General features: G+C 61.2%; 9 protein-coding genes. 3 read left to right on the forward strand and 6 right to left on the reverse strand.

Going from position 1 to position 12844, the window contains the following annotated elements; all coding sequences use genetic code 11:
• The first annotated feature begins 43 nt into the window (after positions 1-43).
• On the forward strand, positions 44-1222 hold the full coding sequence (locus ABYA88_RS03825; protein WP_373185557.1) for a MalY/PatB family protein: 1179 nt from the start codon (positions 44-46) through the stop codon (positions 1220-1222).
• Positions 1223-1237: 15 nt separating this feature from the next.
• On the opposite strand, the gene ABYA88_RS03830 is transcribed toward ABYA88_RS03825, so the two are convergent.
• On the reverse strand, positions 1238-3007 hold the full coding sequence (locus ABYA88_RS03830; RefSeq protein WP_373185558.1) for an ABC transporter transmembrane domain-containing protein: 1770 nt from the start codon (positions 3005-3007) through the stop codon (positions 1238-1240).
• Positions 3008-3093: 86 nt separating this feature from the next.
• Between ABYA88_RS03830 and ABYA88_RS03835 the strand changes: the two genes are divergently transcribed.
• Both ABYA88_RS03835 and ABYA88_RS03840 read left to right on the forward strand, forming a co-directional pair.
• A complete protein-coding gene (locus ABYA88_RS03835; RefSeq protein ID WP_373185559.1) occupies positions 3094-4527 on the forward strand; it encodes a sodium-dependent transporter in 1434 nt (477 codons plus the stop codon).
• 157 nt (positions 4528-4684) lie between these two features.
• Entirely contained in the window at positions 4685-5863 is a 1179-nt protein-coding gene (locus tag ABYA88_RS03840) for a multidrug effflux MFS transporter (RefSeq protein WP_373185560.1), read from the forward strand.
• On the opposite strand, the gene selB is transcribed toward ABYA88_RS03840, so the two are convergent.
• From selB to ABYA88_RS03865, 5 genes are all read right to left on the reverse strand, one after another.
• On the reverse strand, positions 5860-7710 hold the full coding sequence (gene selB, locus ABYA88_RS03845; protein ID WP_373185561.1) for a selenocysteine-specific translation elongation factor: 1851 nt from the start codon (positions 7708-7710) through the stop codon (positions 5860-5862). The two genes, ABYA88_RS03840 and selB, sit on opposite strands and share 4 nt — an antisense overlap.
• Positions 7707-9104, reverse strand: a complete 1398-nt coding sequence (gene selA, locus ABYA88_RS03850) for an L-seryl-tRNA(Sec) selenium transferase (RefSeq protein ID WP_373185562.1) — start codon at positions 9102-9104, stop codon at positions 7707-7709. Before selA ends, selB begins: the two co-directional genes overlap by 4 nt.
• A gap of 99 nt (positions 9105-9203) precedes the next feature.
• A complete protein-coding gene (locus tag ABYA88_RS03855; protein ID WP_373185563.1) occupies positions 9204-9734 on the reverse strand; it encodes a UGSC family (seleno)protein in 531 nt (176 codons plus the stop codon).
• Positions 9731-11167 (reverse strand): hypothetical protein, encoded by a 1437-nt coding sequence (locus tag ABYA88_RS03860; protein WP_373185564.1) that lies wholly within the window; start codon positions 11165-11167, stop codon positions 9731-9733. Before ABYA88_RS03860 ends, ABYA88_RS03855 begins: the two co-directional genes overlap by 4 nt.
• Before the next feature lie 104 nt (positions 11168-11271).
• Complete coding sequence (locus ABYA88_RS03865) at positions 11272-12708, reverse strand: methyl-accepting chemotaxis protein (protein ID WP_373185565.1); 1437 nt, start codon at positions 12706-12708, stop codon at positions 11272-11274.
• Positions 12709-12844 lie beyond the last annotated feature (136 nt).

A 12844-nucleotide genomic window follows, 5' to 3' on the forward strand; every position in this document is an offset into this window, starting at 1 on the left:
CGCTGCTTGGCGGCGGTAAAAGGCAACGCGGGGGAGAATGAAGGTGACAACCGATTTTGATCAGGAGATCGAAAGGCGCAATACTCAGTCGGTGAAATTCGATGCTTTGCAGGCCGTCTTCGGCAGCGAAGACGTGCTGCCGATGTGGGTGGCCGATACCGATTTCGCTGCGCCGCAGGCGGTGACCGAGGCGCTGATAGACCGGGCTCGGCATCCGCTTTACGGTTATTCGCTGTTCCCTGAGAGTCTCTTTCAGGCGGTGATCGATTGGTTTGCCCAAAGGCATAGCTGGCAGATCGAGCGCGAATGGATTGTACTCGCCCCGGGAGTCGTGCCCTCTTTGCATGCGGTCGCCATGGCTTTCGCCGAAGAAGGCGAGGGCATAATTGTGCAGCCGCCGGTTTACCCGCCATTCTTTTCCGCCGCCTCCAAGACCGGCCGCCGGCTGGTCGCCAATCCGCTTGTGCGCCGCGATGGCGAATACCAAATGGACCTGGAGCATCTGGATCGCTGCGCCTCTGATGCCCGCATTCTAGCCCTGTGTTCGCCGCATAATCCGGTAGGACGGGTATGGCGCGCCGAGGAACTTGAAGCGGTGCTGGCCATTGCCCGGCGTCACAGCCTGGTGATCCTGTCTGACGACATCCATTGTGACCTGACCTTTGCCGGTCACCCCCATACCATGCTGGCCAATCTGGCCAGCGAGGAAGATCAGATCATCACTGCGGTGGCACCCAGCAAGACGTTCAATATTGCCGGCATGGGACTTTCTGCGCTGGTCGTGCCGAATCCGGTTCATCGTCGAGCGCTGAAACAGGTATTCGACGCTGTGCATATGGAGCCAACCAATCCGTTCAGTATTACTGCCTTCGAGGCAGCCTATCGCCAGGGTGAGCAATGGCTGGATGAATTACTCATCTATCTGTGGGGTAACGTCCAGCTGGTCGACCGTTATCTCCGCGAGCATATACCGCAAATACGGATGGATCGTCCCGAGGGTACCTATCTGCTGTGGCTCGATTGCACTCGCCTGGGCATGAGTGATGCGGAGCTGAAGGCATTCTTTATTCGTGAAGCCCGCGTCGGCATGAACCCGGGCGCGAGCTTCGGCGAGCAGGGCAATGGCTATATGCGGCTGAATATAGGCACCCGGCGAGCGGTGGTGCAGGAGGCACTGGAGCGGATTGCGCGGGCGGTAAAGCGACTGAAAAGCGCCCGTTAGACGTTTTCAGTCCTGTTAGGAATCCGCTCCGGCGAACTGCAGTTGCGCCAGCCGCGCATACAATGGGTTGCTGCGGACCAGTTCGGTATGTGTGCCCAATGCGGCGAGTTTGCCGCCGTCGATCACTGCAATGCGATCGGCGTGCTGAACCGTGGCCAGTCGATGGGCTATCACCAGGGTGGTGCGTCCTTGCATCAGCTTTGGCAGGGCCTGTTGAATGAGGTGCTCGCTCTGGGCATCCAGCGCGCTCGTGGCCTCGTCGAGCAGTAATATCGGCGCGTCGGTGAGCAGGGCGCGGGCAATCGCCAGGCGCTGTTTCTGTCCGCCGGACAAGCCCAGCCCGGCGTCGCCCAGCAAGGTTTCGTAGCCCTGCGGCATCTGCTGAATGAACTCGTCGGCGTAGGCCGCCTGGGAGGCGGCGATTACTTCGCCCATGTCCGCTTGCGGCCGGCCATAACGGATGTTGTCGGCAACGCTACCGTGGAACAACGCCGGATTCTGCGACACCAGTGCGAAACAGCTCCGCAAGTCGAACGGGTCAAGCTGCCTAATATCGCAGCCCTCGAGGATGATGCGCCCGCTGGAAGGATCGAAAAAACGCAGCAAAAGATCCAGCAGGGTGGACTTGCCGGCACCGGATGGCCCTACCAGTGCCAGTGTTTCCCCCGGATTGACCTGCAGACTGAATCCCTCGACTGCATTCACCTCCGGTCGACCCGGATAGGCGAAACTCAGATTCTCGAAGGCCAGGTTACCCGCGATGCTGGTCGGTAACTGGCACCGTTCGCTGGGCGGCGGTGCGGTGATCTCCTGCTCGGTGCGCAGCAGCTCGGCAATCCGTGCGCCCGCGCCTGCAGCGCGCTGGAGCTCGCCAATCACTTCGCTGAGCGCACCCGCCGAGACCCCTACGATCAGGCTGTAGAAAACGAATGCGGCCAGCTCGCCACCGGAGATGCGCCCGGCAATCACGTCCATGCCGCCGACCCACAGCATCACGCCGATGGCGCCGAGCACCAGCAGGATGACGACAAAGGTCAGCCAGGCGCGCTGCCGAATGCGGTGGCGGGCGACCTGGAAGGCGTCTTCGACAATGCCCGAGAAGCGTGCCTTGTCCTGCGGCTGATGGTTGTAGGCCTGGACTGTCTTGATCTGGCCGAGTATTTCGCCGACGTAGGTGCCGACATCGGCTACCCGGTCCTGGCTGAGCCGCGACAGCTTGCGCACGCGGCGGCCAAAAAACAGGATCGGAGCAATGACCAGCGGAATCGCCAGCATGACGATACTGGTGAGCTTGGGGTTGGTTATGAACAGCAGAATCACACCGCCCAGCAGCATCAGCGCGTTACGCAGCGCGATGGAAACCGTGGAACCGATGACCGACTGCAGCACCGTGGTATCAGCGGTCAGGCGTGACTGGATTTCCAGGCCACGGTTGCTTTCATAGAAGCCGGGGTGCAGATCGATCAGATGATCGAACACCTGGCTGCGGATGTCTGCGACGACGCGCTCGCCAATCCATGAGACCAGGTAGAAGCGCGCGAAGGTGCCTATGGCCAGCGCCAGGATCATTACTGCGAATAGCGCCACGGACTGGTTGAGCAATTCCGGCGAGCCGGTGGCGAAGCCCTGATCAACCAGCATACGCAGGCCCTGACCCAGCGACAGGGTGATCGCCGCGGTAAAGGTCAACGCGACCATTGCTCCTGCGACTTGCCAGCGATAGGGCGCGATAAACCATCTCGCCAGCGAGAGGGCCTTGCGGGTTGGGGCATTGGTCGTTTTCATGATATGTCCAGTCGAGCTGGTGAATTGGCTATGGTACCCTTGCCGGCGTTTTTTTCCTGAATAATCAGCCTCTGGAAACCTTTCTGATGAGCTCAAGCAATATCTGGACCCACAAAGGCACCTTTCTGCTGGCAGCGGTCGGCTCTGCCGTCGGCCTGGGCAACCTCTGGCGCTTTCCGTATCTGGCCGGCGAGAACGGCGGCGGTGCCTTCATTCTGGTCTATGCGGTCACCATTGCGATGGTCGGTATCCCGATTCTGATCGCCGAAACGCTGCTCGGCCGTTCCAGCCGCATGAGCCCGATCTTGGGCATAAAGCATCTGACCGAAACCCATGGCACCAGCAACGGTTGGCGGGCAATTGGCTGGATGGGTGCGGCGGCGGCATTTATCATCCTGAGTTTCTATTCGGTTATCGCTGGCTGGGCGATTCACTACACTCTGCAGATGTTCTCGGGGTCACTGGCGGGGGCTGATGCGGCTGAAATCGGTGCTTCATTCGATACGCTGCTGGCCTCGCCCAATCTGTTGATCATCTACCACACGATCTTCATTGCTGCGTCGGGTCTGATTGTCGGTATGGGGGTTCACAAGGGTATAGAGGGAAGCTTGCGCTTCATGATGCCGGCACTATTCCTGATCCTTTTGGTGGTGTTGGGCTATGCAGTGATGGTTGGCGACGCCGGTGCGGCCATGAGCTTTCTGTTTACCTTCAACCTGGCTGATCTGAGTCTGGAAGGCTGGCTGCAAGCGATGGGGCAATCGTTCTTTACCCTGAGTCTGGGGATGGGCGCGATCATGGCTTATGGCGCCTACATGTCCGGCGAGGCCTCGCTGACTCGCACAGCTATCTTCATTGCGCTGGTTGATACGTTGATTGCGTTGATGGCCGGTGTTGCGATCTTCGCGCTGGTGTTCGGCAGCGGGCTGGAAGCAGGGCAGGGTCCGGGGCTTATGTTCGTCACCCTGCCGATCGCTTTCGCGGAACTGCCCGGTGGCTCGCTCCTGGGTGGCGTGTTCTTCGTACTGGTGATAGGTGCTGCGTTGACCTCGGCAATATCGCTGGTCGAGCCGGTTGCCGCCTGGCTGGTTGAGCGCTTTGGCTTCAGCCGCCCGCTGGCCGTGTTGCTGATGGTAGGCAGCTGCTGGCTGCTGGGCCTGATCACGGTATTCAGCTTCAACATCTGGTCCGAGGGTACGCTTTCCCACGATCTGTTCGGTCGCTCGCCCTTCGATGTGCTGGAATTCATTACTAACATTCTGATGCCGTTGGGCGGCCTGTTGATTGCGTTGTTTGCCGGCTGGGCGCTGACCCGCGAGCAGGTGATGGAGCAGATGGCGACTAATGCCACCTGGTTCGCCGTATGGCAGTTTCTGGTCCGCTTCGTGGCACCTACTGCGGTGGCATTCGTATTCCTGCGTACCATTCCGCAGATCGAAGGCAATGTGGTACCGGCGGTGATCGCGTTACTGATGATTGGCACCTTTACTGCCGGTCGGACCTTCTTGGTCAAGCGCTAAGCCAGGTTCCGGGCAGGCGCAATGCCTGTCCGGATTCATCAGTCCGCGGTCTCTAAGACCTTTGCTGCAACACTCTGTTGCCGGCAGTTCCAGCCGATTTCTGTCATCATGATGGGCCAGACGGATCTACTCCGTATGTCGCTAATCGGAACATGTCATGCCTTTCAATATACTGCTGATCCTCGGCGGGCTCAGCGCCTTCGGTCCCCTGGCGATTGACCTTTACCTGCCAGCGTTTCCGGCAATGGCCGACTCATTCGGTACAGATATCGAACATATCCAGCTGAGTATGTCGGTGTACTTTCTCGGGCTGGCTTCGGGCCAGATCTTTTATGGGCCGTTGGCGGACCGCTTCGGTCGCCGCAAACCGCTGCTGTTCGGGATCGGACTGTTTGCCCTGGCTTCGCTGGCTTGCGCGCTGGCGCCCACATTGGAATGGCTGCTGGCGGCACGTTTTGCCCAGGCGCTGGGAGGCTGTGCCGGTATGGTGGTGACGCGTGCGGTAGTGCGTGACCTGTGCAAGCCGATCGACGCCGCCAAGGCGTTTTCGCAGTTGATGCTGGTGATGGGTGTGGCACCCATACTCGCGCCGCTAGGGGGTGGCTTACTGCTCAAACTGGGCGGATGGCCGCTGATCTTCCTGTTTCTCACGGTTTTTTCGTCGCTGTTCGCATTCGCGGTGTTCTTTGGGCTGCGTGAGACGCTGTCCAACCTTCAGCCGCCAGCACCCTTATCCAGCGCTTTCGGTCGTTACCTGCGGTTGTTGCGTGAGCCTGTGTTCATGTTCCACGCGCTGACCGGCGGTATTGCGATATCCGGCATGTTTGCCTACATCGCCGGTTCACCCTTCGTTATCATTGAATTGTATGGCGTGCCGGCCGAGCATTTTGGCTGGTTCTTTGGTGCGATTGCTGCAGGTTTCATTCTCTTCGCCCAGTTCAACAGCCGCATGCTGCGCAGGCGTCCGCCGGTGAAGTTGCTGCAGCGTACGACGCTGATCTATCTGATTTGCACCCTGTGGTTGCTGGGCACCGCGCTGTGGCAGCCCGAGTCCCTGTGGCCGCTGCTGCTGCCGTTGTTTGGCAGCGTGGCGGTGGTTGCGCTGGTGTTGCCCAACTCGTCTGCCTGCGCGATGGCCGGCCACGGGCACCAGGCCGGCGTGGCCTCGGCGCTGATGGGCACAATGCAGTTCGTCATTGCCGGGATAACCTCGGCGCTGGTGGGTCTGCTGCATGACGGTACGGCGGTGCCAATGGCAGGCATCATGGCCGGTTGTGGCTTCCTCGTGGTGCTGATGGCACGCCAGGCGCGCCGTGCCGGCGGGCTGGAGTTCTAGCGCAACATGCGCAATGCGCCCACCTCGCGGGTCAGGCCGGCGCGATCGAAATATTCCAGTACCGCGACACTGTGGTTGCGGCCGATGCCGCTACAGTCACGAAAATCTGCGGTACTGAACTGCCCGTCCGGTTTAGTGGCGGCCAGAGATCGGGCGTATTCCAGCAACTGATCTGCAGCCTCCGGCAACAGGTAGCGGTTGCGCGCGACGAATACCAGCAGCCCCGCGCTGCAGAGCCGATCCAGCCATTTCAGCAGCTCCTGCTTGTCTATCTGCAGCTGGGCGGTCAGTTCGCCGATCACTGGGGGGCGCGGGCTACAGGCGGCGAAATGCGCTTTTACCCGATCCAGAAAGGCCACTGTTTGCGCGTCGGGTTTCGCTTCGTGGGCTGGCAGGTGCAGGCATGCGCCGGTCTGTTGCAACAAGCCCGCATCCAGACAGCCGCGCACCGCTACTGCGAGCATCCGGCTGTCAGGCGTCAGGCCCAGCTGGCGGGTCAGTTGTGGTCGGCTCGGGCCCCTCCTGTCAGGGTGCGACTGGTGGTGCTGTCCAACCGCGGCGACAGCGCTCTGGCTCAGGAGCTCCAGACTTGAGCGGCGACAGAGCCAATGTCCGACCTGGCATGTGTCCTCCGGGAGCTGTGGAAGCCTATCCATGCGCCGGGCAAGCATGAAACGTTGCAGGTCGACGCCGTCGGGCAGTGCATCGAGCAACTGATCCAGGGCTCGAACGGGTTCGCCGTGATCCATTGCACGGAGCACCGCCAGGCGTTCGGGTTTCTGTCGACCGCGGCTGGGTGCGAAGGGGTCCACCACCCGTCCACTGCCCAGCAGGCGCCGCGCTGCAGGATCGCGAATAATGAAGCGGTCGCTCTGGAAGCAGCACAGCGGCTGTTCCAGAATCCATTGCCCATAGCTTTCACCCGCCGCCGCCATCAACCCCTTAAGCGGCACCAGCCGGGCATTCACCACGGCGCCGCCGATGTGCAGCTGTACCGGGCCACGTGGATTGTCACCGGTCAGTTGCAGACTTGCATCGAAGCGGTTGGTGAGGGACCGGGTGTCGCTGGCAAGTAGCTGGCTGCCGCGCCCGATGGAGGCTCCGGCCAGGTCACCGCTGAGGTTGATCGCACAGCGCTGACCGGCCAGGGCTTGCTGGGCTGCCTGTCGGTGAATCTGGATGCCGCGGATGCGCAGGCTGGTACCGGTATCCGAGAGCTGGAGCGAGTCGCCGGTGGTGATCCGGCCGGATAGCAACGTGCCGGTCACAATCGAGCCAAGCCCCGGCTGACTGAAGTGTCGATCGATGGTCATGCGCGCAGGTCCGCTGGCATCCGGCTGTTCGGCCTGGCAAGCCCATTGCTGCAGTTGGGCACGCAAGACATCGATGCCGGTACCGGCAAGGCTATCGACCGCGAAGCACTTCGGCGGCGGGCAGCCCGCCTGCTGCACCCGGGCGATGAGATCCAGCTCCAGCGCCTGCAGCTGTTCGATCGATGCCAGCGAACTTTTGCTGATCACTACCACCATCTGCTGAACGCCTAGCAGACCGGCCAGTGCCAGATGTTCCAGGGTTTGCGGCATCACGCCGTCGTCGGCGGCGACCACCAGCATCAGCGCATCGACGCAGGCAACACCGGCAAGCAGGGTGCGCATGAATTTTTCATGGCCGGGCACGTCGACAAAGTCGATGTTGTGGCCGCTTTCGCCGGCCAGGAACGCGTAGCCCAGCTCAATGCTCATACCCCGGCGCCGCTCTTCTGCGGTGCGGTCGGTGTGCTGGCCGGTCAGGGCTTTTATCAGCGCAGTCTTGCCATGATCGACATGGCCGGCAGTGGCGATAATCATGCCGCAAAGCAGCCTTTCAGTTGATCGGCAAAGTTCTGTTCCTCGTCCAGACAACGCAGGTCGAGCAGCAATCGCCCATCATGGATGCGCCCGATTACCGGCACCGGCATATCCAGCAAGGCGCGCTGTATCGCCAGCAAACGGCGATTGGCAGAGCGTGCCGGCCCTGTCGGTGAGAGCGCGATGGCCTGGCTGGGGAGTCTTTCGATGGGCAGGGAACCACTGCCGATCTGGCCCATCACTTCGACGCTCTGAACCTGAGCTGCATCCCCGACCCAGCGCTGTAACGCCGGCGACAGGCGCTGTGCCTGGGCGGCGATGTTCGCCTGCGGGCGACTCAGCCAGCGCAGCGCCGGCAGGCGCTGGCTCAGGGTTTCCGGACTGGCGTAAAGACCCAGTACCGCTTCCAGCGCCGCCAGGGTGAGCTTGTCGCAGCGTAGCGCCCGCTTCAGCGGATTTTTTTTCACCTTCTCGATTAGCTCACGCTTGCCGACGATAATGCCGGCCTGGGGTCCGCCGAGCAACTTGTCCCCGCTGAAGGTCACCAGGTCTGCACCGTTTCGCAGGCTGTCCATCGGTGTCGGCTCATAGGGCAGGCCCCACTGGCGCATGTCGATCAGGCTACCGCTGCCCAGGTCCACTGCGTAGGGCAGGCCGTGGGCATGGGCGCTGGCGGCGAGCTCCGACTCCGCGACGCTCGCAGTGAAGCCCTGTATCACGTAATTGCTGGTATGGATGGTCATCAGCATGCCGGTGCGCTTGCTGATGGCTTCATCGTAGTCGCGCCGGTGCGTGCGGTTGGTGGTGCCGACCTCGTGCAGTTTTGCCTGGGCGCGACGCATGATGTCGGGCACGCGAAAGGCGCCGCCAATTTCCACCAGCTCGCCGCGCGAGACCAGCACTTCCTTGCCTTTGGCCAGGGTATTCAGGGTCAGCAATACCGCGGCGGCATTGTTGTTGACCACTGTTGCCGCTTCGGCGCCGGTCAGGCGACATAGCCAGGTTTCGACATGGCTGTCGCGGTCACCACGCTTGCCGATGGCCAGGTCAAACTCCAGGTTGCTGGCCCCGCGCGCCACGTCACACATCGCCCGTATCGCCTCCTCGGGCAGCGGAGCGCGGCCGAGATTGGTATGCAGTACCGTGCCGGTGAGGTTGAAGACCTTGCGCAGGGACGGAGCCAGAAGTGCGTGTAGCTGTTGTTCGACGCTGACTACGAACAGGTCGGGCTCGCACGCCTGTTGTGCATGGCGGAGCGCATCCAGCTGCTGGTTGGCTCGACTCTTGACCAGGGTAAGACCAAATTGCTCCACGAGGCTGCTGATGGCAGGCCAGCCCAGGATCTGATCCATGGAGGGGAGGGTGCGTCGGGGGTCAATCGGAGTGTCTGGCACGGTAGGGTGGGCCTCGTGATCAAAAGCGGGAAATTCGACTGGCCGCACCCCTAGGGGTGCCAGCCAGCTGAGTCTCCGGACGGGCAGGGCCCGTCTCGATCACGCGCCTTGCAAAGTCAGTGCTTGCAGAATGTCGTCTAATGCGTCGTCCGCCAGCGCTCTGAGCTCATCATCGGTCCGGTCCTGAATCGGGTGCTGGACGAAAACCATCTTCGGTTCCATACCCAAAGCTCGGGACTGCATTTTTGCAGCGTCGATGAACTCGGTCGAGGCGATGCCCACACCGGGGATCTGTCTGCCTTCAAGGTCGCCTATATCATGCATACAGCACGAGGTACAGGAGCCTCAGTCGGCCAGCCCTTCAACGACCAGATCACATTCACTGGCGATCTGCTGTTTCAGATCCGTGGGTGCGATGCGGGCAAAGGTGGGCTTGCGATAGCGTTTTACTTCGATGCCGCGCTCACTGAGCAGCTCGTCCAGACGATCCAGCAATACGTTGCCGCGTGCTTTGGATATGTCCAGCAAGCCGACAGTCAGCCCGTCGAGACTGGCAGGCCGGGTCGTGAGACTTCGGCTGGCCGCGGAACGCTCGGCGGTCGGGTCGAGCAGTACGGTTGGCGATGTCATGCCAATACCTCCTTGCTAACCGGGATGGAGCCAGTGGGGCCAGAGGCGGCCCAGCCAGCGATGACGGCGGAAAACAGACCGGCCGGGCCACCGGCCCGAACAATCAGCAATCCACCGGGGCGAAACTTGGGTAGATCGGCACCGGCAAAGTTTACCGGCATGCCTTCGGTTATGTCCTGGGCGCCCATTACCAGGTCCTTGCCTGGCAGGGTCAACAACTTGCCCAGTTCCTCATGCAGGCGGGCCTTGGTCCAGCCTGCATCGGTAAAGACGCGGCAGTGCTCTGGTGAGACGACTAGCATCGCATCGCCGTGCATTACCAGTTTGTGGTGATCGACTGAACGCAGTGACAGCGCAAAGCTGCGGGCCAGCGATTCGGGTGTGCGAGATTTCTGGTCGACGATCGCCTGTACGCCTTCTGCGGCGAACAGCGTCACCACTGACTGATCTGCTTTGAAGCCACGCTCGACCGCGAGGGAGTCCCACTCGCTGTCTTCGGCTTCGGCGAAGCAGAAGGTGTATTTGCCGGGGGTGCCCATGGTGGCCCTGTCGATCTCCCCGGGCCGTCCACCACCGACGTTGCGCACCACCAGCTGCAATGCTCGGCCGATGCTGGCGTTGGCGCGGTTGCCCTGGCCCAGGCAATTCACGCCGGAATTCATCCCGACACGCTTGGCCGCCGGACCGTTTACCAGCACCAGTGGGCCGGCAAACATCGTGGTGCAGAGCAGACCGTGCATGCCGAACTCGTCGATCAGTGCGGCCTCGACGGCAGCCAGCACTACTGGCATGTATTCGGGTTTACAGCCGGCCATAACGGCGTTGATCGCGACCTTTTCCACAGTGCAGGGCACCAGGTCAGGCGGCATCAGACCCAGTACTTCATCGGGTTTGCGCGAGGTGCCCTGGAGCATGCGGTATACCCGCTCCGGGGTAGGTGGCACGACCGGTAGGCCGTCGCTCCAACCGCGTTCGTAACAGGCTTCTATGGGGTCTTCGTTGTCGCCGATCTCGACCTCGCGCGACTCAAACTTTACCGTGCCAAAACGGATTGCCAGGCGGTCAGCGACGCCCGGGTCCTGGGTTTTCGAGCCGCAACCGGGGCGCGAAGCAGGCAACTCGACACCGAGACCCGAGAGCCCACTGAGCTTTTCCCAGTCCTCGCGGAACCAGCCGTAGGTGCGGTCGACCTCGGCCCCGTCTTCGCGGTGAATCAGCGTGGGGACTATCTCGCAGTCCAGTTGCCAGGAAAGCTCCAGGCTGTCATCGGCTATTTGCCGACCCTTGCCCACTTCGAAATCGGCAGTGTCCTGCACGATGACGGTCAGGGGCTTCGAGCCGCTGGCCAACTGGGCGAGCACAGGCTCGATCAATGCGCAGGTAGGGCAGGCGCGCTTGAGAATGACAATGAGTCCATCAGGTAGTATTTGCATACATGAGTTTTAGCAGCTTGTGGCCGGCAGGCAAGCACTATCATCGGGTTTGATGGTGTAGGTCCTCTGTCGCAAATCGAGACGCATGGGCTGAGTCGTGTTTATTAAACTGCGATATCTGTTTGCCGCGAAGAATGTGCGCCGGTTTTGCTGGCCAGTAGCGCAGACAAGCGCACGTCTGCACCCAGTACGTAGCGTAACCTGCCATCACGATCAAAGACCGGAGCAGACAGGGTGAAGCAGAAAGCATCGGTTGCCGCAGACCTGTATACCGGGCTGATATGCGGTTCCAGCTTTTCCTTGGCCGCTCTGAACCATGGTCGACTTGACCAGTTTTTTCCCCGTACAGTTTCCCTGGGTGGCGTCAGATCCGCAGCGAGAATATTTTCGCTGACCTGAACGCCGTCCGCGCCTACCAGGTAGAGCAGCTCCAGGCGGTGGTCCTGGCCGATACAGCGTTGCATTGCCTGCTCCGCTTCGCGAATACCGCCGCCCATGGCAGGTTCGGCAGCCAGAGTCATGACCCGCTGCCGAATTTGCTGGTGTATGTCCAGTTGGAACCCACCAAGGCCCTCAAGCAGCCTGTCACTTTCGCTGCGCACCGCGTCGCTGTGTTCTCGCACCGTGGTGGCTCCGTCCTTGAGTCCGGCTGCCACATCGGCGACGTTCTGCACATCCTGGCTGACGGAGCGCACCGCGGCGCCAATCTGCTCGGTGCCGCTTGCCATGCCCGCCACACGCTGGTCCAGGGACTCCATAGCCGTACTCGCCTTTACCAGGCCTCGGTCCACGCGCTGGATGCCGTCGCGCCCGTCGGCAATGGCCTGGTGCATGCTGTGGCCGGCATCATGGAGGCGCTGCATGCTGGAGCGGAAACCGTCGATGATCTGGCTGACCTGATCAGTGGCCTCGGTCGTATTGCCAGCCAAACGTCGGACCTCGTCGGCAACCACCGCAAATCCCCGGCCAAGCTCGCCCGCGCGTGCTGCTTCAATTGCTGCATTGAGTGCCAGGAGGTTGGTTTGCTGGGAGATGGTGGCGATCATGCTAATGACCTGGTTGACCTCTTCGATCTGTTTGCCCAGCTTCTGTATTTCCGTTGCCAGCTGCTGCTCGGTGTTCTGGATAGTATCTACCTGGTCGAGAACCAGCCTGCTGTCGCTTTCACAGCCCTTGAGCTGGCTGGTGACATCCCTTGCCAGATCCGCCACGGCGGTGGCACCCGGCACAAGCTCCGCTTCCAGGCTGGCGCTTATCTCTTCGACTGCGCTGGCGATCAGTTCGGACGACTGCGCTAATTGTTCACCATGGCGCTCGGTTTCTAGGGCGATGCTGGCCAACTGCGGAGCATGGCCGGCGATTCCGACGGCTGCCTGCAGGCTCAAGGTGATACGTTGCTGTAGCTTTACGGTTAACTGGCCGATTTTTCCGATCAGTCCTGGCTGGCTGGGTATGTCAACGCTCAGGTCGAGGTTCTGAAACAGGCGGTCCAGCTGCCGGACGTCGTCCTTGCCGGTGCGATTCAGTTTGAAAATGCTCATGGCTGCTCCTTGCATGTGGTATCACATTGCTATCAGGCAGTTGCTAGCAAGTAAAATGCCAATTGGCCATAGTCGTATTATGGGCGCTGTAGCATGGGATATTGCAGACCAGAGTGACGACCACTGCTACATCTTC

Source organism: Halopseudomonas sp., assembly GCF_041579695.1.
GTDB lineage: Bacteria > Pseudomonadota > Gammaproteobacteria > Pseudomonadales > Pseudomonadaceae > Halopseudomonas.